Here is a 22,217-nt window from a genome sequence, read left to right on the forward strand (position 1 = left end):
GGAGTTCAGTTCAGCTGATAATGCAACACATAGGCGCCGCCATCGAAATTGCCAAACATTTCAGGGACATCCGGGTGGCCAACTGGTTCCCCGGAATAGTCCGCGACAAGGTTCTGCTCCGACACGTACGCCACATAATAGCTTTGGTCGTTTTCCGCCAGCAGGTGGTAGAACGGCTGGTCCTTTACCGGGCGGCTGTCTTCCGGAATCGCCTCATACCATTCATCGGTATTGGAGAACTCAGGATCAACATCAAAGACCACCCCGCGGAAGGGATGCTTCCGGTGGCGGACGACTTGGCCAAGGTTGTATTTCGCGCGTGTTCTCATCATGATCATGTTCGCCCCCGTTCATTGTAAATAGCGCGCCCATCAAGCAATTGTCCAACTCTTGACGTAAATTTTCAGGGAAACAGACTGTGAACCTCGCTTTGACAGTGCTCGAAATATCCGCCCCGGTGTTCCTGCTGGCCATGGCCGGGTTCATCTGGGTGAAACTGGGGTTTGAGTACCGGACCCAGTTTGTAACCCGGCTGGCGATGACGCTCGCCGTGCCCTGCCTGATCTTCACCGCACTGATGAAATCGGAGCTGGACAAGGGGGCGCTCAGCGCATTCATGCTGGCCGCGCTGGCCGGCCATGCGGTGCTGGCCGGCGCAGGCGAAATTGCCTGCCGCATGGCGCATCTGGACCGCCGGACCTATCTGGCGCCCTTCATTTTTGGCAACACCGGCAACCTGGGCATCCCGCTGTCGATGTTTGCCTTTGGCGAGGCCGGGCTTGGCTATGCCGTTGTCATGCTTGCCGTTTCGGCCATCCTATCCTTCACTTACGGCATCTATCTGGTCGCAGGCCGCAGTGCCGGCAGCAAAGTAATCCGCGAGCCGATGGTCTGGGCAACCCTGCTGGGAGGGCTGTTCCTGTGGCAGGGTTGGGAAACACCGCGTTTCCTGACCAATGCGCTGGAGTTGACCGGGCAGATGGCGGTGCCGCTGATGCTGATCACCCTAGGCACAGCGGTCGCACGGCTGACCCCGGGCAAGACGGGAACCGCCGTTGCATTTTCGCTGGTGAAATTCCTGATCAGCGCCACGGCAGGCTGGGCGCTGGCGTTTGCTTTCGGGCTGGATCCGACAGCCTCCGGGGTGCTGATTCTGCAGTTCGCGACACCTGTTGCCGTGACCGCCTATCTGCTGGCAGAGAAATATGAAGCCGATTCCAGCGCTGTGGCCGGGCTTGTGGTGGTTTCAACCCTGATGTCAGCGGCCTTGCTGCCACTGCTTCTGTCGCGGCTTCTGTAAATGTGATTTCCTCGCCTGCCGCAATCCGCTAAACTTGCTGCAGAATAACCCAAAAAAATATGGGCAGAGGCAATGAGCAGACTCTTCAGCGCCCTCGTTCTCCTCATGGCGGTTGCGTCTTGCGGAGGCGGGCACAAAGCGCCGCCGCGCAATCTGGATAATGCGTGCAGCATCATTCAGCAGCGGCCCGAATACCTGAAAGCCTTCCGTGCAACCCAGCGCCGCTGGGGTGTGCCGGTGCATGTGCAGATGGCAACGATCTATCACGAAAGCCGGTTTCGCGGCGATGCCCGCACCCCGCATCAGTATCTGCTGGGCGTGATCCCGGTCGGGCGGCAATCCAGTGCTTACGGCTACAGCCAGGCGCTGGACGGAACCTGGGACGATTACCGGCGCGATACCGGGCGGCGGCGGGCCAAGCGCGACCGGATCAGCGATGCGGCTGATTTCATGGGCTGGTACATGCGCAAGAGCCGCGAAAAGAACGGCATCCAGCTTTATGACGCGCGCAATCAATACCTCGCCTACCACGAAGGGCATTATGGCTATTCGCGCGGCAGCTACCGGTCCAAACCGTGGCTGCAGCGTGTTGCAGGACAAGTCGAATCCCGCGCCCAGACCTATCAGGCCCAGCTCGCGACCTGCCGTAAGTTCCGCTGAGATACCAAAGGGGCGGTCTCCCGCCCGTTCCTGACAGCTGAAATTGAGGTGGCTATGCGCCCCGGGCGCCAGCCCGGCACCGGGCCCAAGGCCGCCAGACGGTTCCGGCAAAGCCGGAGCCGCCGCAGGCGCGGGAGCCACTGCCCTAGCGGGATCTGCCGCTGTTGGTGAACAGGCTGGAGGACAGTTTTTGACCGGTTTCCATTGCGCCCAGGATCACGGTTGTCTGGCCGCCCGCGCTGTCGTGAATGACCCATTTGCGCAGTTCTACCGGAGCGCTGGTGAACATCATTTCGATACTGCCATAGTCCGGGTGTTCAGGGTCTTGCGCCCGCACGATGGTGGAGGTTCCATCAAAACTATGGCCGACCACCATATTGGCCCGCCCCAAATTCACGTTGCGGTCCAGTATGATCGACAGCGGCGTCCGTTTGAGCGGGTAGGTCTCGGGTGGCTGGTTTGATTTGGGATCGTGGATCACCACCGCGCCGCCGCCGGCAACCACAGTGCCGCCGCCCTTGCCGTCATATTCAAATCGCATCCGGCCCGGGCGGTGCATGTAAAGCTTGCCGGTCGACAGGCTGCCGTCGTCATTGATCTGAGTGAAGGGCGAAGCCGCGGTGGAAATCCCGTTCAGGTAGCTGGAGATCTCATTGAGGCTCAGCTGTTCAGCCGCCCAGGCGGCCGGGGCTGCAAAGGTCAGCGCAAGGGCTAGTACAATCCGTTTCATGGCCTCAACATAGGCACGCTGCGGCAGAAGTGAAGATGCCGGGCCCCTACGGGCCCGGCATCGGCAGATTTTTGTCAGGCTATTGCTCTGGCACCAGAATTTCCCGCTTGCCCACGTGGTTGGCAGCCGAAACGACGCCCTCGTCCTCCATCTGTTCAACCAGCCGTGCGGCCTTGTTGTAACCGATCGCCAGCTTGCGCTGGATGTAGGAGGTGGAGCATTTGCGGTCCTTGATCACGATCGCAACCGCGGTGTCATACAAAGCATCCTCGGTATCTGTGTTGCCGCCGGTGTTCAGCCCCAGAACCGCATCGATGTTATCAGCCTTGTCGTCAGCCGGACCATCCAGAACGCTGCCGACATAGTCCGGCGGGCCGAACTGCTTGAGGTGGTTGACCACTTCCTCGACCTCTTCGTCCGAACAGAACGGGCCGTGGCAGCGGGTGATCTTGGCGCCGCCGGCCATGTACAGCATGTCGCCCATGCCCAAGAGCTGTTCGGCCCCCATTTCGCCCAGAATGGTGCGACTGTCGATCTTGGAGGTGACCTGGAAGGAAATCCGGGTCGGGAAGTTGGCCTTGATGGTGCCGGTGATCACGTCAACCGAGGGGCGCTGGGTCGCCATGATAAGATGGATGCCCGAAGCCCGCGCCATCTGCGCCAGTCGCTGGATACAGGCTTCGATCTCTTTGCCCGCAACCATCATCAGGTCTGCCATCTCGTCAACAATCACAACGATATAGGGCAGCACAACGGGTTGGAACTCTTCAGTCTCGAACACCGGCTCACCAGTGTCATCATCAAAGCCGGTCTGAACGGTGCGCGAGAACATCTCGCCTTTGGCCAGCGCTTCCTTCACGCGGCCATTGTAGCCTGCGATGTTGCGCACACCCATCTTGGACATTTTGCGGTAGCGGTCTTCCATCTCGCCCACCACCCATTTCAGGGCCACCACGGCCTTCTTCGGGTCGGTCACAACAGGTGAGAGCAGATGCGGGATGCCGTCATAGACGGAAAGTTCCAGCATCTTGGGATCAATCATGATCAGGCGGCATTCATCCGGCGTCAGCTTATACAGCAGCGACAGGATCATGGTGTTAATGGCCACAGATTTACCGGAGCCGGTGGTGCCTGCAATCAGCAGGTGGGGCATCTTGGCGAGGTTGGCGACCATGGAATCGCCGCCGATATCCTTGCCCAGCGCCAGCGGCAGCGCGTGGTTGCCGTCGCCGAAATCCCGGGACGACAGGATCTCGCGCAGGACCACCTTTTCGCGTTTCTCATTCGGCAGTTCGATGCCAATCACCGTCCGGCCCGGCACGGTTGATACCCGTGCCGAAAGCGCCGACATCGAGCGGGCGATGTCATCGGATAGCCCAATCACCCGGGATGCCTTGAGGCCCGGAGCCGGTTCCAGCTCATACATTGTGACGACAGGGCCGGGACGAACTGAGGTGATCTCTCCCTTGACGCCATAGTCATCCAGAACGGCCTCCAGCATCCGCGCATTTTCTTCCAGCGCTTCGTCACTCAGGTGGTGACGCTCGACGCCGTTCGGGTTGGTCAGCAGGCTCAGCGGCGGCAGTTCAAAATCGCTGCCACTGTCATCGAATGCCAAGTTGGGCTGAGCTTCGGCCTTGGCACGCGCCGAGGGCTGCACGGTTTTACGGGCCGGCTTTTCAACCACCGCTTTGCGCGGCTCGGCCACCGGCAGGTCCACGGTCAGGCGCGGTCCCGGCGCCGGGTGCGGCTCGGGCGCGGAGGGAACCGGAGCAGGCGGTTCCGCAGCATCCGGCAGAGCCTCGGCCGGCACGTGGTCCGGGGCAATCATACTGTGATCCGGAGCGAAATCTGCAATCTCAACTTCGTCTGGAAGGCCGGGATCCGATGCATCCGGACCATATGCGCCATCAGTGGGAGCCGGCCAGGACAACGAAGGATCTTCCGGCACCGGCGGTACCGGTGCGAACGCAGAGGTCAGCGGCGGCTCTGGCGGCAGGCCGTCGTGGGCCGCGGCAGGGTTGTAGATCAGCGGTGCAGGGCGCTGGCCGCGGCCTTTGGTCAGCGGCAGGGCCGGATCCTGCTCCGGCGGCACATCTGCTGCCCGGCGAATGCGCACGGCGTTGGCGATTTTCTGGGAGATCCGGTCTTCGCCAGCCTCGCCATCTGCCAGGGCTTCGGACTCAGCCTCATCCTGCGTCTCAGCAGAATAAAAGCTTTCAGGTGCCGGTCCGGGCGCAACCCGGCGGATCAGGCCGGGCACACGCGACAGCAGGCCGCCTTTTGCAGGTTCTTCCTGCTCTTCCTGAGAATCGTAAGCGATGTGACTGGCTTCAGAATAGTCCTCGAACATCTCGGGCTCGGGTTCTGCAGCCTCGTAAGCAGAACCGTCCGCCTGCTCCGCCCGCCCTTTGCGATAGGTCATCGCAGCCTGCAACCCGCTGGACGCCCCGCGGCCGAGCAACGCGGCCACAGCGCCATAGCCGAGGATCAGACCGATCATCACTTTGTGCAGACCCTTCTTGACCTCGGGCCATGTGAACCCAAGCACCGCGCAGCCAAGCGCCAGCATTCCCGCAGCACTTAGCAGCGACATGATTTTGACCATGAAATGCAGGCCCACGGGCAGGAGCGCCAGCAAGGCGCCCAGGAAGGTGTAGCCGACCATGCCGCCAAGGCCGAAGTCATAGTTTTGCTGCCAGGTGCTGCCGGCGTTCAGGGTTTCCATGTGCAGCGCCACCACCAACAGCCATGGCACCGACAAAAGCAGCGGCCAGACCACCCGGTCCTCGCCCCGGTGCAGCACGAACCGCAGCCCCCAGGCGGACAGGAACAGAGGCATGGCCCAGCTGGCCTTGCCGAACAGGGTTATCAGGATGAAAGAGACAGAGGCGCCGGGACGGCCCAGCCAATTCTGCACCGGCGCATCCGTGGATACGGTCCAGTTCGGATCGTCCGGCGTATACGAACCCAGCATGGCGGCAACCACCAGCCCCACGAGGATCAATGCAATCCCGATCAGTTCCTTGCCGCGCTTTTCAATGGCTGCCTGCATATTGCTGTCGAGCAGCGGATCGCGGCTGCGTGTTTGAAATGCCATGCCTACCTCAGTTCCGTTTCCTTTGTCCGTGCCCGCTGTTACCCGCAAAGTCACGAACCTGTCCGTTTATTGGTCTTGGCTGCGCGGCCCCCAGCCAGGAGCCGCGCTGCAAAAGTTCAGTACAGGCAGCCGCGCAGAGTGCTCAGCGCCCTGCGGGTGTCCTCGGCGGGGGCGACAAGCGCCACCCGGATGTAGCTTTCGCCGGGGTTCTGTCCGGGCGTACCCTGCGCCAGATAGGCGCCGGGCAGCACCCGCACGCCGGTCTCCTGCCACAGCTTCAGCGCAGCCTGCTCGCCATTCTTTACCGGAAGCCAAAGGAAGAAGCCCGCTTCGGGCGCCATATAGCCGTTGAGGCCGGTAAAGACCTGATCGGCTATCCTGTATTTCTCCTGATATAGCGCGCGGTTTTCCACCACATGCGTCTCATCCGCCCAGACCTTGGCCGCGGCCGCCTGCAGGGGGGCCGGCAGCGGGGCACCGGAATAGGCACGCAGCTGTTTGACCTGTTTGATGGTTTCGGGGCCGCCGGCAATCAAACCAGAGCGCAGCCCCGGAAGGTTGGAGCGTTTAGACAGGGAGTTGAACAAGACCACACGCTCGGGGTCGGCACCCAGCTCCTGGGCCACGGTCAATGCGCCGACGGGGGCTTCATCGCGGTAAATCTCGGAATAGCATTCATCCGCGAAGATACGGAAATCGTATTTCTCGGCCAGCTGGATCAGACGGGTCCAGTAGCCGCGCGACGCGACAGCGCCCTGGGGGTTAGCGGGCGAGCAGATATAGGCCGCTGCGGTGCGGTTCAGCACCTCTTCGGGCAGGTTTTCATAGTCCGGCAGATGGCCGGTGGCGGCGGTTGCGGGCACAAACACCGGCTCTGCCGCCACCGAAATCGTGGCCACCATATAGACTTGGTAGAAGGGGTTCGGGATCAGAACCACCGGCCTTTGCCCGTTCTTTTGCTCCGGGCACAGCGCCATGGCGGCATTGTACAGCCCTTCGCGGGTCCCGTTCAGCGCCATAACTTGCGTCTCCGGGTCCGCGCTCACGCCATAACGGCGGGTAATCCAGCCCGCGATGGCCCCGCGCAGCTCGGGCGTGCCGTCGTTGTTGGGATACTGGTTAAACCCGGCAGCGTTTTCAGTGATGACATCGGTGACCCAGGCCGGAAACGCATGTTTCGGCTCGCCAATGGTCATATGCACCACATCCCCGCCGGGAGTGTGATGGTCCAAAAGCGCCCTCAAGCGCGGAAAAGCATAGGCCGGCAGGTTCGAAAACCGCTCAGGAAAATCCATATCTAATGCCTCAGTCACAGGATCATTGGCGCCCCGTTTGCGCCTCAGGATACAGGTGGCGGGCGGATGCGTCCACCCGGTGAGTGGCCCGCTGGGCCGAATGTGGCTTTCAGGCCAAGGCCATCTCGATCGCGGCACCGGTGCGCAGCAGGGCTTCCTCGCAGTCCGGCTGGCCGAGCACCTGGAGGCCGCAGCTGGGAGTGCCGGAGGGCAAAGATAGCGCGCACAGCCCCATCAGGTTGCCGATCCGCGTATTGCGCAGTGCTAGCAGGTTTGACTGCACATAGAAGTCATGATCGCTTTGCAGCCTGTCCAAATTTGGCGGCATGATCGGCGATACCGGGCTGAGCACCGCATCAAACCCGGCCACCGCTTGATCCCAGGCCATCCGGCATTGTTCCAGTTTACCCCATGCCGCGACATAATCCGAACCGCTGAACTGCGCGCCGGAGCGGAAGCGTTCAAGGATTTCCGCATACATCAGGTACGGCGCTGCCTCGATCACGTCTTTCCACAGGCCGTAGGCCTCGGTGGTGTAGAGAATCGGGCTAAGCTCCATCGCCGCCTCAAGCTCCGGCACTTCCAGCGGCACAATCTCCGCTCCGGCCTGCCTTAGCCTGTCCAGTGCTGCACGGTGGGCGGCGGCGATTTGCGGATCCAGATCGTTCTGCGCCACGTTTTGCAGGTCAGCAAAACGGCGCCCTTTGAGCGGCGCAGGATTGCGCAGATCCGGTCCCGCCATTCCCTCCAGCACCCCCAGCAACAGCCCGGCATCCTCCACCGAGCGGGCCAGCGGGCCGATGGTGTCGAACTTCAGGCACAGCGGCACCACACCTTCCTGGGCAATCCGGCCTGAGGTGGTCTTGAGACCCACCAGATCATTCCAGGCAGACGGTATACGGACCGAGCCGCCCGTATCAGAGCCGATCCCGGCGGCGGCCAGACCAAAGGCAACGGACGCAGCCGCCCCGGAAGACGACCCTCCCGGTGCAGCACACTGATCATTCACGCAGGGCGGCGTTTCCTTGATCGGATTGAAGCCAAGGCCAGAGAACGCCAGTTCGCTCATATGGGTCTTGCCCAGGCAGACCGCCCCCATGAGGGTTGCGTTGCGCAGGACTGCTGCATCCTGGTCCGGCACCCGGCCCTTGAGCAGATCCGACCCGGATTCGGTCGCGGTGCCTGCGCTGTCGAACAGATCCTTCCAACTGAGCGGCACCCCGTCCAGCAACGACCGCCGCAGGCCCAGATCCGCACGCTGCTGCGCAGCCTCGGCTTCTGCCAAGGCGCGATCATGGGTCACTTGGGTAAAGATCCGGTCCTTCAGCGGGTGCGCGTCAATGGCATCCAGATAACAGCGGGTCAGCGCCAGCGGACCGATTTCACCCGCTTTGATCCCCCGCCCCAGATCAGCGGCGGTCATTGTCAGCCAATCTTGCATCAGCCCGTCTCCCCAAATGCAGTTGATGCAAACGGTAGCTGCAGTAAGACACGGGCACAATCCCGTGCTTGGCGGATGGACAATCCCGTCAGCAGGCGCATATTGCGGGGCATGAAAAACACGTCTGATATCCTGATCGTGGGCGGCGGGCTGAACGGCCCCGCGCTGGCCCTGGCCCTTGCGCAGACCGGTCACAGCGTCACTGTGGTCGACGCGCTGACCCCGGACAAGCTTGCTGACGAGGGCTTTGACGGGCGCGGTTATGCATTGGCGCTGGCTTCGCAGCGGCTGCTCCAGCAGACCGGCGTCTGGCAGCATGCCGGGGACAAGGCGCAACCCATGCTGGAGATCAAGGTGACAGACGGTCATGCGGGTCACGGCCCATCTCCGTTTTTCATCCATTTCGATCATGCCGAGCTGGAAGAAGGCCCGATGGGCTATATGATTGAAGACCGTTTCCTGCGCCGGGCCTTCCTGCAGGCAATGGAAGAGGCGCCGGGAATCACCCTGGTGTCCGGGCGCACCGTGGTGGCGCAGACGCCGGACCAGACCGGTGTAACTGTCAGGCTGGACGATGGCGGAGAGCTGCGCGGCCAGGTTCTGGTCGGCTCGGACGGGCGCCGCAGCGGTACTGCGCAGCGGGCAGGCATCAGGCGCACCGGCTGGGATTACGGCCAAACGGCCCTGGTCTGCGCCATCGACCACGAAAAACCGCATCACGGCATCGCCCATCAGTTTTTCATGCCGCCTGGGCCGCTTGCGATCCTGCCGCTGCCGGGCAACCGCTCCTCCATCGTGTGGAGTGAGCGGACGGAGACCGCCAAGGCCATCCACGCGCTGGAGGGCGCCGAATATATTCAGGCACTGCGGCCGCGCTTTGGTGATTTCCTCGGAGAGATTTCACTGGCGGGCAAGCGTTTCACTTACCCGCTGAACCTGACCATCGCCAACAGCTTTATCGGCGACCGCATGGCGCTGGTGGGCGATGCGGCGCATGGGATGCACCCAATCGCTGGCCAAGGGCTGAATGCGGGTTTGCGCGATGTCGGCGCCTTGGCGGAAGTCATCACCGAAGCCACACGGCGGGGCGAAGATATCGGCTCATCCCTAGTGATGGAACGTTACCAGCAATGGCGCCGCTTCGACACCGCCTCGCTGGCCGCGGCCACGGATGTTTTCAACCGACTGTTTTCCAACGATAACCCGCTGCTACGGCTGGGACGGGACATCGGCATGGGAGTGGCAGGGGCGTTTCCCAGCCTGCGCCGCAATTTCCTGCGCGAGGCTGCGGGCCTGACCGGTGATGTGCCCAAGCTGCTGAAGGGGCAGGCAATCTGATTGCCTTGGCGGTGACCAATACGGTGTCACTCCAGCGCGCGGGCCTCGTCCACCAGCATCACCGGGATCCCATTGCGGATCGGAAAGGCAAGGTTGGCCTTGCGTGAAATCAGCTCTTGCGCCGGAGCGTCATACTCCAGCACCGCCTGGGTCAGCGGGCAGACCAATGCTTCCAGCATCCTGCGGTCAAAGGCGGGCGCCTGTGTCTCGGTCATTGCAGGGTTTCCTCCTGAGAGCCGCCGCGCAGGGCGAATTCGATCAAAGTGACAAGCGTTTCCCGCCTTGTGGCAAGGCAGGGCGCCTCGAGCAAGGCCTGTTTCTCCTCAATGTCGAATTCCAGAAGCATCGCCAGGGAATTGATCAGCAGCTCGTCGTCCGCATCTTTCAATGCTTCCCAATCAGTCGACAGGCTCCGGGCAGAAAAGAAACGCTCCAGCAGATCCAGGAAGGAGGGCCGGTCAAGGGTATCATCCGCCTCGGAGCGGCCAAGGTCCCGGTCAAATCCCGTCCAGCTGACATCGCAACGCTGATAGGGGGTAAATCCGTTGGCTTCGCGGGTAATCCGGAACCGGGACACGCCTGAAAGCGTGACCAGGTATCTTCCGTCTTCCGTCTCGGAAAACTGCGTGACGCGTCCGGCACATCCGATCGCGTGCAGTTCTTCCCCCGTCCCTTGCGGACCCGGACAGGGCTGCACCATGCCAATCAGCCGCTGCGGCGTTTTGAGAGTGTCTTCGAGCATCTGCAGGTAGCGGGGCTCGAAGATGTGCAGCGGCAAGCGCGACCGGGGCAGCAAAAGTGCCCCGGGCAATGGAAACACGGCAATCGTGTCCGGCAGATCAGCAGGCTGGATCATGGGACAGAGTGTAGTGCTGCCCCGGTCTTAGGCAAATATCATCGAGCTAAGTTTCCGCCGCCCGTTGAGAACCACCGGGTCGTTGGGTTTGAGCGCATCGAAGATGGTGAAGAGCTGCGCCTTGGCGGCGCCGTCGTTCCACTCGCGGTCACGGCGGAAAAGTTCCAGAAGTTCGTCCACTGCAGCTTCCGCGTCTCCTGCTGCGTGCAGCGCCTGCGCCAGGTCGAACCGCGCCTGCAGGTCATCCGGGCTGGCGGCCACCGCAGCGCTCAGTTCCCCCACCGGGCCTGCGTTCTCTGCCTGCCGCGCCAGGGCGATCTGCGCATGGGCTGCTTCGATCTCTGCTGCCTCCGCGATTTCGGCGGGAGCGCCGTTCAGAACGGCCTCTGCCTGATCCAGATCGCCGAGCGCGATATGCGCGCGTGCCAAACCGCCGTAAGCAGCAGCACTTTTGTCATCTTCCCCCAGAATCGCGGCAAAGGTCTGGGCGGCATCCGCCACGGCGCCTTCAGCCAGCATCTGTTCGGCCGCTTCCAACGCCTCGGCCAGACCGCCGTCGGCTGATCCGCCTCCGGCTTCGATGGCCTTTTTCACAAAAGCTTCGATCTCTGATGCTGGCAGAGCGCCCTGGAACATGTCGACCGGGCGCCCTTCCACAAAGGCGACCACTGTGGGGATCGACTGCAGCGGCAGCCCCTGTTGCGCCAGTGCTTGCGCCAGGCGCTGGTTTTCGTCCACGTTGATCTTGGCCATGGTGGCCGCGCCCTTGGCCTTGGTAACGGCCGCCTCCAGCATCGGGCCCAGGGTCTTGCACGGGCCGCACCAGGGCGCCCAGAAGTCCACGATCACCGGCGCCTGCATCGACGCTTCGACAACGTCCTGCATAAAAGTGGCTTCGGTCACGTCTTTGATCAGATCACCCGCCGGTGCGGTGCTGCCAAGAATTTCGGTCATCAGATTGTTCTCCGCTTGGAACTTGCCCCCTATATGGAATCCTAAGCGCCGGAAACCAAGAGAGGAGTTTGCAGGTAGCCAGCCGCAGGTTCGATCCCATCGCGTTATCCGGAAAGAAGATGCGCATGGATGGCGCCGCCTGGGCGCGGCACTCGAGCCCGTGAAGCGTAGCGATAATAATGACGGTTGCGCCTCTGGTGACAACCGCCATCTGGTCGTTGGCTGGGGTGCGGGGCTGCGGTCACAGATCGAAGGTCGCAAACACCGGCGCATGGTCGCTGGGCTTTTCCCAGCCGCGGGCAGCCCGCAGGATACGGCTGGAGTGGGCCGCGTTCTTGATGTCCGGCGTCGCCCAGACGTGATCGAGACGGCGTCCCTTGTCGGCAGCATCCCAATCCCTGGCCCGGTAGCTCCACCAGCTGTACAGGCGGCCATCGGGAACATCGTTCCGGGTCACATCGGACCATCCGCCCGCGTCCATCACTTGTGCGAAATGCTCCACCTCGACGGGCGTATGGCTGACGACCTTCAGCAGCTTCTTGTGGTCCCAGACATCATCCTCGCGGGGGGCGATATTAAGGTCGCCGACCAGAATGGACTTTTCCGGTTTATCCGACTGGAACCAGTCGCGCATTTCCGTAAGGTAATCAAGTTTCTGGCCGAATTTCACATTCTTTTCCCGGTCCGGCACATCACCGCCCGCCGGTACGTAGAAATTGTGGATCACCACTCCGTTCTCCAGCCGCCCGGCCACATGGCGGGCATGGCCAAGACCTGCGAAATCCTGATCCCCTGCATCCTCGATCGGCAGGCGCGACAGGATCGCCACCCCGTTGTACCCCTTCTGGCCGCGCGCAACCACATGGCCGTAGCCCAAAGCCGCAAAGCCTTCCAACGGAATCTTCTCCACCGGGCTTTTGCACTCCTGCAGGCAGAGCACATCCGGCCCCTCCTCCTGCAACAGCTTCTGCACAATCGGTTCGCGCAGGCGGACCGAATTGATATTCCAGGTGGCAAGAGTAAATGGCATCGCGCGCCTCATGATGAAATCCGGGTTCGCGCGCGATACTGCCTGTCCGGGCAGGGAAGGACCAGAGTGGAAATGTTCAGCGGATGCAAACAACCCAGACAAAAAAGGCCGGGCGTCATGCCCGGCCAAGTCCAACAGGGAGGTGCATATCGTGACCCGGATATGCGCGGGATAGGGCCTGATTCAAAGATGAACCAAAGAGTCTTCTTTGGTCTGACTTAACGCAGAATACATCAGGCGACCAGCCGGTAGCCCCCGGATTCCGTCACCAACAGCCGCGCATTCGACGGATCAGGCTCAATTTTCTGCCGCAGACGATAGATATGGGTTTCCAGCGTATGCGTTGTGACGCCCGCATTGTATCCCCACACCTCATGCAGCAGCACATCACGCGGCACCACTCCATCGCTGGAGCGATAGAGAAACTTGAGGATGTTGGTTTCTTTCTCGGTCAACCGGATCTTGCGTTCATCCTCGGCGATCAAAAGCTTCATCGACGGTTTGAAGGTATACGGCCCCAACGCAAAGACCGCGTCCTCAGATTGTTCGTGCTGGCGCAGCTGAGCGCGGATCCGTGCCAGCAGAACCGGGAACTTGAAGGGTTTGGAGACATAGTCATTGGCGCCGGCATCCAGACCCAGGATGGTGTCTGCATCGCTGTCGTGACCGGTCAGCATCAGCACCGGCGCCTTCACCCCCTGCTTGCGCATCAGGCGGCACAGCTCGCGCCCGTCGGTGTCCGGCAGGCCGACATCCAGGATAATCAGATCATACAGGGCTTCCTTGGCCCGCTCCATCGCGCCCTGACCGTTTTCAGCCTCGAATACATCGAAGTCCTCGGTCATCACCAGCTGCTCGCTCAAGGCCTCTCGCAGGTCTTCATCATCATCAACCAGCAGAATTTTTTTCAGTTGCGCCATCGGCTCGCCCTCCTGTTCACATGACCACACATGCGCATCCCTTGCGCCCTCGGCAAGATTTGCTGCAATACTCTCACGCCGACGTGTCCATGGCAGGGAAATTGTTTCACATCCGTTGCATTTGGGCGTAAAGACAGCGAGCCTTTGTTACAAAATAACACCGGAACCCCGAATGAGCCTGATGCCCACTATGATCGAATTGCTGGCCCGCGCCCGGGTCGATTTGCGCATGGGCCTGCCGGTGGTCCTGACCTGCGGCGATGACGCCGCTCTGGCCATAGCGGTCGAGACGCTGACCAGTGCCCGCCTGGATTCCATGCGCACATTGGGAGACCTGTCACTGGCGGTGACGGCGCGCAGGGCGGAAACACTTAAAGCCCGCGTCTATGATGAAGACGTTGCCCGCGTAACCGTGCCTGAATCCGAAGGCCTGGACTGGATCCAGGCGCTGGCGGATCCGGCAGATGATCTGAACACACCGATGAAGGGCCCGCTGGCAAGCCAGCGCGGCGGCAGCGCAGACCTGCACCGGCTGGCGATTGCGCTGGTGAAATCAGCCCGTCTGCTGCCGGCCGCAGCACTGGTGCCGGTACAGGGTGCAGCCGCCTTTGCCGCGGACCATGGGCTGACTGTCATTTCGCGGACAGCCGCGGCTCCGCTGCTCAGCGAGAGCTCGCCCTTGCACCCTGTTGCTGCGGCGCGCCTGCCGATGGACGCCGCCGAAGCCGGGCGGCTGCACATCTTTCGGCCCGAGGACGGCGCCGAGGAGCATTACGCGGTGGAAATCGGCCGCCCCGACCGCTCCAGACCGGTTCTGGCGCGGCTGCATTCCGCCTGTTTTACCGGCGACGTGCTGGGCTCGCTCAAATGCGATTGCGGCCCGCAGCTGCGCGGTGCGCTGGCCCAGATGGGCGAGGAAGGCGCAGGCGTGCTTCTGTACCTTAACCAGGAAGGCCGCGGCATCGGCCTCGCCAACAAGATGCGGGCCTATTCCCTGCAGGACCAGGGCTTTGACACGGTGGAGGCCAACCACAGGCTTGGGTTCGAGGATGACGAACGCGATTTTCGTCTGGGGGCCGCCATTCTGAAGAAGATGGGCTTTGCCCAGGTGCGGCTGCTGACCAACAATCCGAACAAGATCGCGATGATGGAGAAAACCGGCGTGCACGTCGCGGAACGGGTGGCGTTGAAGGTAGGTGAAAACGCCCACAACCAGCATTACCTGGCCACCAAGGCCCGGAAATCCGGGCACATGCTGTGACATCACCCGCCGATCTGGTCCTGACGCCCCGCGGGATGCGTTTCCTGGGACGGGTGCTGCCTTGCACAATCGGCAAAGGCGGACTGTCCCGGAACAAACGCGAAGGGGATGGTGCGACCCCCGTCGGAGTGCACCGCGTTGCGGGGATGCTTTACCGCCCTGACAGGCTGCCCCGCCCGGCCTTCTGGGCCAAGCCTATTGGGCCGCAGGACTTGTGGTCGGATGATTCGGGGGATGCAAATTACAATCGCCATGTGCGGGCGCCCTATCCGTTCAGCCACGAAAGGCTGCGGCGCAGCGATCCGCTGTATGATCTGGTTTTGGTCACCGATTGGAACTGGCCAGCCGCATCTCCGGGAAGCGGTTCTGCAATCTTCATTCACCAATGGCGCCGCCCTGGATACCCCACCGAAGGCTGCATCGCTTTCTCGCGCGCTGATCTTCATTGGCTTGCTGACCGGGTTCAACCTGGAACCCGGATCATTGTACCACCTCTGGCGCAGGCCTGACGCGGCGAACACTTGTAGAAAAGTCCTGACCAAAGATTTCCGAATACTTATCCGCCCTGGTAGGTCCGGGCGCCGAAAATGGCAGATCCGACGCGAACATGGGTGGCGCCAAGCGCAATGGCTTTCTCGAAATCGCCGCTCATTCCCATTGATAGTCCCTTCAGGCCGTTGCGCTCGGCAATCTTGGCCAGCAGCGCGAAATGCAGGCTGGCTTCCTCCTCCACCGGCGGGATGCACATCAGCCCTTTGAGCGGCAGATCAAGCTGGCGGCAGTCTGCGATGAAAGCATCTGCATCGGACGGCATCACGCCTGCTTTTTGCTGCTCCTCGCCAGTATTCACCTGAATGAACAATTCCGGGCACTTGCCCAATTCCTGCGCCAGCCGGGCCAGCGTGCTGGCCAGCTTGGGCCGGTCGACTGAATGGATGCTGCCAAACAACTCCATCGCCTGGCGGGCCTTGTTGGTCTGCAGCGGGCCGATCAAATGCAAATCGATATCGTCAAACCGCTCGGCGAATCCCGGCCACTTTCCAGCGGCCTCCTGCACCTTGTTTTCACCGAAACAGCGATGGCCCTGCTGCAGAACGGCCTCGACCCGTTTGTCCGGCTGCACCTTGGAAACAGCAATCAATTGCACGCAGCCCGGCACGCGGCCGGCCTGGTCTTCAGCTTTGGCGATTCGGGATTTGATCTCTTCAAGCGGCATGGATTTGGCCTCGCATCTGTTCGGCCGCAAAAAACACTGTTTGCCGGTAAATGTTAAGAGCCAAAAGAAAAGGGCGGGCCCCGAAGGAACCCGCCCCGAATTCACGCTAGGCGTGCTTCAGCTTAGAAGCTGAAGTGCAGACCTGCCTGAACGGAGTTTTCGTTGACCGCAGCTGCAGTCTGAACGTAGCCAGCAACGAAAGTCACGCCGCCACCCAGGTCGTACTCGTAGTTGATGCCGAAGGCGGTGCCGTCGGTTACAGTCTGACCAACGGTCACGCTGTTGTCGATGTCGGTGGAGTTCACCCAGCCGATCAGGGTGGAGGCTGCGCCGATTTCGGCTTCGCCTGCCAGGGTCACGCTGTCAGCTTCTTCGGTCTGTGCCAGCTGCAGAGTTGCGCCGAACTGACCAAAGTCTGCACCAGCAGCCAGGAAGATCAGATCGTCGTCTGCTTCAACACCTGCAACACCACCTTTGGTGATGGTACGGCCGTTGTCTGCGGACTGGTAAGCACCGGTCACGAAATAATCACCGAACGCGTAGTTCAGCATGATGGCGGTGCGCTGCAGGCCATCAGCGGAACCAGCGACAGCGCCGCCATTCTGCTGCGAGAAGGAGATGTGGCCAGTGAAGCCGCCAGCGGAGTAGATGGCTTCCACGCCGCCAACACCAGCACCTGCGGAGGTGAAGGTGTCAAAGCCAGCGCCTTTGATGGCCAGGGAGTTGAAGCCCATGCCGTCGATGCCGGTGCCAACCGAGGTGGTGTTCAGGTACAAGCCCGGTGCGGAGTCGATCGCGCCCCAGATGTTGCCAACGTTCACACGCAGGCCGCCGTATGCGACGTGGAACTGCGGGCTGGAGAAGGTGGCTGCGCCTTGGCCGCCGTCACGGTTTTCTGCCTGAGCGCGGATACGGCCGCCAACGGTGACGCCACCATCGGTTTCGGTCGACGCGTCAAAGGTCAGGCGGAAACGGCTGGTGATGTTGGTGTCCGAACGACCAACAACAGTTTTGTTGGCTTCGTTGTAATCCAGACCAAAACGGCCGTAGCCGGAGATTTTGACTTCTGCCGCGGCCATGCCTGCGGTGGCGATCAGCGCGGTAGTCGCGAAGAGAACCTTTTTCATGTTTTTCCCTCGGTTTTCAATTCCACAGCCCAAACCGGGGAATCCGGCGTGGGTATGCCAAGGGGTTTCGCTCTTTCACCCCCGTTTTGGCAAGTGTTGGGAAAGTCAGGCGAAACGATGTGCCGCGGGATGGTGCAGCTTTGCCACAGTCCCGCTTCCGCGGCGCCCGTCCTGAGGAACCTTTACCCCTTCCAGGCCCTGAATTTCCCGGAAACGCACATGGAGCAGCCCTATAGACGCTAAGGCCTTGCTCCGCCGGCGCGGCTTGCGTTAGGTGTTCGCGCAGAAAATGGCTCCGGGAGCGGTTATGAAATACGGAAAGACCCTGCGGGTAACAGTGATCGGCGCGATCTGTCTTGGCCTTGCGGCCTGCGGCGGTGGTAACAAGGGCGGAAAACCGCCGGCGAGCACAGCGCGGACAACCAGCCATAAAGAAGAAATCCAGGGCGCCGCGACCAAGTCCTCGGTCTTTGATTTTCTGAATGCAAAGCCGGACCAGACCGTGCAGGTCAACCGCTACCTCTGGGCTGCCAGCCTGGATATTCTGAACTTCCTGCCGGTGCAATCGGTCGATCCATTCACCGGAGTTATCGTCACCGGCTATGGCACCCCGCCTGGCGGCGGCCGCAGCTACCGGGCCACGGTGCATATAAAGGATCCTGCACTGGACGCACGGTCCCTGAATGTTGCGCTGCAGTCCAAGGGCGGCCCGGTCAGCGCCAGCACCTCCCGAGCGGTCGAGGACGCGATTCTGTCCCGCGCCCGGCAGCTGCGGATCGCAGACAAAAAACTCTGATCCGCTGCGCTCTGGAAACACCAGCCAAACCCCATTATCAGAAGCGCCGGGCCACTTGCCCGGCGTTTTTATGCAAAGGACCGCTCTGATGTCGCGTTACTCCGCCACGGAAATCGAAGCAAAATGGCAGGAAGCCTGGGACAAGGCCGGGATCTTTCAGGCCAAGCGTACCGGCGGCAAGCCGAAGTATTATGTGCTGGAGATGTTCCCCTATCCGTCGGGCAAGCTGCATATGGGCCATGTGCGCAATTACACGATGGGCGATGTGATCGCGCGTTACAAGCTGTCGACCGGCCACAACGTGCTGCACCCGATGGGGTTCGACGCCTTTGGCATGCCGGCTGAAAACGCCGCGATGGCGAGCGGCGGCCACCCCAAGGATTGGACCTATTCCAACATCGACACCATGGTCGAACAGATGAAACCGCTGGGTCTGTCGCTGGACTGGAGCCGGATGTTCGCCACTTGCGACCCGGAGTATTACGGCCAGCAGCAGGCGCTGTTTCTTGATTTCCTGGAAAAAGGTCTGGTCTACCGCAAAAACGCCGTGGTCAACTGGGACCCCATCGACATGACCGTGCTGGCCAATGAGCAGGTCGAAAACGGCCGCGGATGGCGTTCCGGGGCGCTGGTGGAACGGCGCGAGCTGACCCAATGGTTCTTCAAGATCTCCGATTTCTCGGAAGAGTTGCTGGCGTCGCTGGACGATCTGGAAAACTGGCCCGCCAAGGTGCGGCTGATGCAGGAGAACTGGATCGGCAAGTCCCGCGGCCTGCAGTTCTCGTTTGAACGCACCGATAACGGTGAGCCGATCGAGGTCTACACCACCCGCCCCGATACGCTGATGGGCGCGTCTTTTGTCGGCATCTCGCCCGACCACCCGATTGCCAAAGCACTGGAAGCCGAATCGGAAGAGGTCGCAGCATTTGTTGCCGAGTGCCGCAAGGGCGGCACTACCGAGGAAGCCATCGAGACGGCCGAGAAGCTGGGCTATGACACCGGTATCCGCGTGAAGCACCCGCTGAACCCCGACTGGGAACTGCCGGTCTGGATCGCCAACTTCATCCTGATGGACTACGGCACCGGCGCGATCTTTGCCTGCCCGGCGCATGACCAGCGCGACCTCGACTTCTGCCGCAAGTATGATCTGCCGGTCACCAATGCCTTCTTTGCGCTGGACGATGACACGCCGGTTGTGAATGAGGCACTGGTGCCACCGAAAACCGAAAAGGTCCGCTGGGTCGATCATTTTGCCGGGCTGACCGGGGCCACTGGCGAGGATGCAATAAACACCACCGTCGATTTTGCGGAAAAGGCCGGCTGGGGCCAGGGCGTCACCAAATACCGTTTGCGCGACTGGGGCCTCAGCCGTCAGCGCTATTGGGGCTGCCCTATCCCTGTGGTTCACTGCGAAGACTGCGGCGTGGTGCCGGAGAAGAAAGAAAACCTGCCGATTGCCCTGCCTTATGACGAGGACGGCAAAGCAATCGACTTCTCGGTGCCGGGCAACCCGCTGGACCGCCACCCTTCCTGGCGCGATTGTGCTTGCCCTTCCTGCGGCAAACCGGCCCTGCGTGAAACCGACACCATGGATACCTTCGTCGATTCGTCCTGGTATTTCGCCCGTTTCACCGCGCCCCGCGCCGAAACCCCGACCGACATGGCCGAGGCCGAATACTGGATGAACGTCGACCAGTATATTGGCGGCATCGAGCATGCGATTCTGCACCTGCTGTACTCGCGCTTTTTTGCCCGCGCGATGCAGATCTGCGGCCACCTGCCGGAAAAATCCATCGAGCCGTTTGATGCGCTGTTCACCCAGGGCATGGTGACCCACGCAATTTACAAGACTACCGGCGGCAACCATCGCCCTGTCTACCACTACCCCGAGGAAGTGGAACTGCGCGACGGCAAGGGCTTCCTGAAGGACGGCACCGAGGTGGAGATCATCCCCTCGGCCAAGATGTCCAAGTCCAAAAACAACGTGGTGGACCCGCTGCACATCATTTCGTCCTTTGGCGCCGATACCGCACGCTGGTTCGTGCTGTCCGATTCGCCGCCCGAACGTGACGTGGAATGGACCGCCTCCGGTGCGGAAGCCGCCTACAAGCACCTGAACCGCGTCTGGAACCTCTGCGACAAGATCGCCGCCATGGACCCCGAAACCACAGGTCAGGGCGACGAGGATCTGCTGCGCGAGATGCACAAGGCGATCCGCGATGTGACCCTTGGCGTGGACTCCTTTGGATTCAACGCTGCAATCGCCAAGCTCTATGCCTTTACCAACACGCTTGCCAAATCCAAGGCCGGCGCCAAGGTGCAAAAGCAGGCAATCATGACGCTGGCGCAGCTGATGTCGCCGATGACCCCGCACCTGGCAGAGGACATCTGGAGTCATCAGGGCGGCGAGGGTCTGGTGGCTACGGCGCCCTGGCCGGTTGCCGATGAGGCGATGCTGGTCGAGGACACTGTCACCCTGCCGATCCAGATCAACGGCAAGCGCCGCGGTGAGATCGAAGTTGCCAAGGATCTGGACAAGGCAGAGGTTGAAAAACGCGCTCTGGCCCATGAAACTGTGCAGAAGGCGCTGAATGGCGCCGCCCCGAAAAAGGTGATCGTTGTGCCGGGCCGGATTGTGAATGTCGTTGCTTAACTGTCGAACCCTGCTGCTGGCCCTGCCCCTGGTGGCGGCGGCCTGCGGCTTTACCCCGGTGCATGCTCCTGGCGGCACCGGGGCAGCTCTTTACGGCCGGATCGCGGTGCAAGCACCGGAGGAGATCAAGGCGGCCAGCGGCACGGACGCCTATTTCCTGGTGCGGAACCTGGAGCAGCGCCTGGGCCGCGGCGGCAGCACCGCCTATAAGCTGGACCTGACGCTGAGCACCCAGGAAGAAGGCCAGGCGATTACTGCAGGCAATGAGATCACCCGTTATTCGGTGATCGGAAGTGCAGGCTATTCGCTTACCCGCCTGTCGGACGGCAACGTGGCATCCAGCGGAACGGTACGAAACTTCACTGGCTATTCCGCGACTGGTTCGACCGTGGAGACGCTGGCAGGCGAGCGCGACGCGCATGAGCGGCTGATGGTGATCCTGGCCGACCAAATCACCGCGCAGATCCTGGCAACCGCGGATCTTTCCGCGCCTGCGGAATGAAGCTCTCCCCGCGTGAAGCTGACGGCTATTTTGCCAAGCCCGATCCGGGCAAAACCGGTATTCTGATCTATGGTGCCGATGCGATGCGCGTGTCGCTGAAACGGCAGCAGGTTCTAGCTGCCCTGCTTGGCCCCGGCGCCGAAGAGGAAATGAGGCTGAACCGGATGCCCGGCAGTGACCTGCGCAAAGACCCGGCGCAGCTGCTGGATGCGGTGAAGGCGGTCGGTTTTTTCCCCGGCGTCCGGGCGGTTTTTGTCGAGGGTGCCAATGACACCGCGACCCCTGCTATAGCGGCCGCACTGGAGGAATGGCAGCCCGGCGACGCGCAGATCGTGGTTACGGCTGGACCGCTCAAAGCAACGTCCAAACTGCGCAAAGCGTTTGAAAGCCACAAAAATGCTTATGCTGTGGGCATCTACGACGACCCGCCCTCGCGCGCCGAGATCGAGCGGATCCTGACTGAGGCCGGTATCCGCGAGGTCCCGGGTGACAGCATGTCGGCGCTGACGGATATCGCCAATGATACCGGTCCCGGCGATTTCTCCCGCATGATCGAAAAGCTGGCGCTATATAAGCACGGCGACAGCAGCCCGCTGTCACTGGACGACATCAGCGCCGTTGCCCCGCAATCGACCGAGGCCGCGCTGGACGACGTTCTGAATGTGGTGGCCGAGGCCCGCAGCGCCGAAATCGGCCCGCTGATCCGCCGCCTGCAAGCCCAAGGCACCAATGCCGTGACGCTTTGCATCGGCGCCACCCGCCATTTCCGCACGCTTTACACCATTGCCGCCGCCCCCGGCGGCCCGGCCCAGGGCATCGGCCAGCTGCGCCCGCCGCTATATGGCAAGCGCCGCGACCGGATGCTGCGCCAAGCGCAGAACTGGGGCGCGAACCGGCTGGAAACCGCGCTGACGATCATTACCGACACAGACCTGGCACTGCGCTCTGCAGGTCAGACCGCCCCGGCGCTGGCGCTGATGGAGCGCGCCCTGATCCGGCTTGCCATGCTGGGCCGTGCGCGCTGATCATCACAGCCCC

At 61.8% G+C, this 22,217-nt stretch carries 21 protein-coding genes; 9 read left to right on the forward strand and 12 right to left on the reverse strand.

The annotated features are described in order from the left end of the window. Window positions 1-5 precede the first annotated feature (5 nt). Complete coding sequence (hspQ, locus tag AC0KW6_RS09915; RefSeq protein ID WP_474034822.1) at window positions 6-332, reverse strand: heat shock protein HspQ; 327 nt, start codon at window positions 330-332, stop codon at window positions 6-8. Between the two features lie 86 nt (window positions 333-418). Between hspQ and AC0KW6_RS09920 the strand changes: the two genes are divergently transcribed. Beyond that, window positions 419-1,300 (forward strand): AEC family transporter, encoded by an 882-nt coding sequence (locus AC0KW6_RS09920; RefSeq protein WP_474034823.1) that lies wholly within the window; start codon window positions 419-421, stop codon window positions 1,298-1,300. Between the two features lie 72 nt (window positions 1,301-1,372). Then, window positions 1,373-1,960 (forward strand): transglycosylase SLT domain-containing protein, encoded by a 588-nt coding sequence (locus AC0KW6_RS09925; protein WP_474034824.1) that lies wholly within the window; start codon window positions 1,373-1,375, stop codon window positions 1,958-1,960. A 145-nt stretch (window positions 1,961-2,105) separates the two neighbouring features. On the opposite strand, the gene AC0KW6_RS09930 is transcribed toward AC0KW6_RS09925, so the two are convergent. The 4 genes from AC0KW6_RS09930 to AC0KW6_RS09945 all read right to left on the reverse strand — a co-directional run bounded on the left by AC0KW6_RS09930 (window position 2,106) and on the right by AC0KW6_RS09945 (window position 8,526). Next, on the reverse strand, window positions 2,106-2,690 hold the full coding sequence (locus AC0KW6_RS09930) for a LolA family protein (protein WP_323775485.1): 585 nt from the start codon (window positions 2,688-2,690) through the stop codon (window positions 2,106-2,108). Between the two features lie 79 nt (window positions 2,691-2,769). Next, window positions 2,770-5,790: a DNA translocase FtsK gene (locus AC0KW6_RS09935; RefSeq protein ID WP_474034825.1), complete on the reverse strand. Its 3,021-nt coding sequence runs from the start codon at window positions 5,788-5,790 to the stop codon at window positions 2,770-2,772. Between the two features lie 116 nt (window positions 5,791-5,906). Then, on the reverse strand, window positions 5,907-7,085 hold the full coding sequence (locus tag AC0KW6_RS09940; RefSeq protein WP_474034826.1) for an aminotransferase class I/II-fold pyridoxal phosphate-dependent enzyme: 1,179 nt from the start codon (window positions 7,083-7,085) through the stop codon (window positions 5,907-5,909). A gap of 109 nt (window positions 7,086-7,194) precedes the next feature. After that, entirely contained in the window at window positions 7,195-8,526 is a 1,332-nt protein-coding gene (locus AC0KW6_RS09945; RefSeq protein ID WP_474034827.1) for an amidase, read from the reverse strand. 111 nt (window positions 8,527-8,637) lie between these two features. Here AC0KW6_RS09945 and AC0KW6_RS09950 point away from each other — a divergent pair, with 111 nt between their 5' ends. After that, the gene (locus AC0KW6_RS09950; protein WP_323775489.1) at window positions 8,638-9,864 is read left to right on the forward strand and encodes an FAD-dependent monooxygenase; all 1,227 of its coding nucleotides are present in this window, start codon (window positions 8,638-8,640) and stop codon (window positions 9,862-9,864) included. Between the two features lie 26 nt (window positions 9,865-9,890). Here the strand turns inward: AC0KW6_RS09950 and AC0KW6_RS09955 are convergent, their stop codons facing one another. The 5 genes from AC0KW6_RS09955 to AC0KW6_RS09975 form a co-directional block, all read right to left on the reverse strand. Further along, the gene (locus AC0KW6_RS09955) at window positions 9,891-10,079 is read right to left on the reverse strand and encodes a Trm112 family protein (protein WP_024091971.1); all 189 of its coding nucleotides are present in this window, start codon (window positions 10,077-10,079) and stop codon (window positions 9,891-9,893) included. Next, a complete protein-coding gene (locus AC0KW6_RS09960; RefSeq protein ID WP_323775490.1) occupies window positions 10,076-10,720 on the reverse strand; it encodes an LON peptidase substrate-binding domain-containing protein in 645 nt (214 codons plus the stop codon). The genes AC0KW6_RS09955 and AC0KW6_RS09960 overlap by 4 nt, the downstream gene beginning before the upstream one ends. 27 nt (window positions 10,721-10,747) lie before the next feature. Beyond that, window positions 10,748-11,674: a tetratricopeptide repeat protein gene (locus AC0KW6_RS09965; RefSeq protein WP_474034828.1), complete on the reverse strand. Its 927-nt coding sequence runs from the start codon at window positions 11,672-11,674 to the stop codon at window positions 10,748-10,750. A 241-nt stretch (window positions 11,675-11,915) separates the two neighbouring features. Further along, window positions 11,916-12,704: an exodeoxyribonuclease III gene (locus tag AC0KW6_RS09970; RefSeq protein ID WP_323775492.1), complete on the reverse strand. Its 789-nt coding sequence runs from the start codon at window positions 12,702-12,704 to the stop codon at window positions 11,916-11,918. Between the two features lie 233 nt (window positions 12,705-12,937). Continuing rightward, entirely contained in the window at window positions 12,938-13,624 is a 687-nt protein-coding gene (locus AC0KW6_RS09975) for a response regulator transcription factor (protein WP_323775493.1), read from the reverse strand. Between the two features lie 172 nt (window positions 13,625-13,796). Between AC0KW6_RS09975 and ribA the strand changes: the two genes are divergently transcribed. Next, complete coding sequence (gene ribA, locus AC0KW6_RS09980) at window positions 13,797-14,885, forward strand: GTP cyclohydrolase II (protein ID WP_474034829.1); 1,089 nt, start codon at window positions 13,797-13,799, stop codon at window positions 14,883-14,885. A 35-nt stretch (window positions 14,886-14,920) separates the two neighbouring features. Beyond that, window positions 14,921-15,394, forward strand: coding sequence for a L,D-transpeptidase family protein (locus tag AC0KW6_RS09985; protein ID WP_474034856.1), 474 nt, complete (start codon window positions 14,921-14,923; stop codon window positions 15,392-15,394). A 47-nt stretch (window positions 15,395-15,441) separates the two neighbouring features. On the opposite strand, the gene AC0KW6_RS09990 is transcribed toward AC0KW6_RS09985, so the two are convergent. Together AC0KW6_RS09990 and AC0KW6_RS09995 are read right to left on the reverse strand one after the other, a co-directional pair. Next, window positions 15,442-16,101, reverse strand: a complete 660-nt coding sequence (locus AC0KW6_RS09990) for a YggS family pyridoxal phosphate-dependent enzyme (protein ID WP_474034830.1) — start codon at window positions 16,099-16,101, stop codon at window positions 15,442-15,444. Window positions 16,102-16,223: 122 nt separating this feature from the next. Further along, window positions 16,224-17,228: a porin gene (locus tag AC0KW6_RS09995; protein ID WP_474034831.1), complete on the reverse strand. Its 1,005-nt coding sequence runs from the start codon at window positions 17,226-17,228 to the stop codon at window positions 16,224-16,226. 307 nt (window positions 17,229-17,535) lie between these two features. Here AC0KW6_RS09995 and AC0KW6_RS10000 point away from each other — a divergent pair, with 307 nt between their 5' ends. From AC0KW6_RS10000 to holA, 4 genes are all read left to right on the forward strand, one after another. Continuing rightward, window positions 17,536-18,024, forward strand: coding sequence for a DUF3576 domain-containing protein (locus tag AC0KW6_RS10000; RefSeq protein WP_474034832.1), 489 nt, complete (start codon window positions 17,536-17,538; stop codon window positions 18,022-18,024). An 88-nt stretch (window positions 18,025-18,112) separates the two neighbouring features. Continuing rightward, the gene (gene leuS / locus AC0KW6_RS10005) at window positions 18,113-20,677 is read left to right on the forward strand and encodes a leucine--tRNA ligase (RefSeq protein ID WP_323775498.1); all 2,565 of its coding nucleotides are present in this window, start codon (window positions 18,113-18,115) and stop codon (window positions 20,675-20,677) included. Then, window positions 20,664-21,179 carry an LPS assembly lipoprotein LptE gene (gene lptE / locus AC0KW6_RS10010; protein ID WP_323775499.1) on the forward strand — a complete coding sequence of 172 codons (516 nt, stop codon included), beginning with the start codon at window positions 20,664-20,666 and terminating at the stop codon, window positions 21,177-21,179. Before leuS ends, lptE begins: the two co-directional genes overlap by 14 nt. Further along, complete coding sequence (holA, locus tag AC0KW6_RS10015) at window positions 21,176-22,204, forward strand: DNA polymerase III subunit delta (RefSeq protein ID WP_323775500.1); 1,029 nt, start codon at window positions 21,176-21,178, stop codon at window positions 22,202-22,204. Before lptE ends, holA begins: the two co-directional genes overlap by 4 nt. The last annotated feature ends 13 nt before the right edge of the window (window positions 22,205-22,217 follow it).

The organism is Leisingera sp. SA215 (assembly GCF_055902035.1).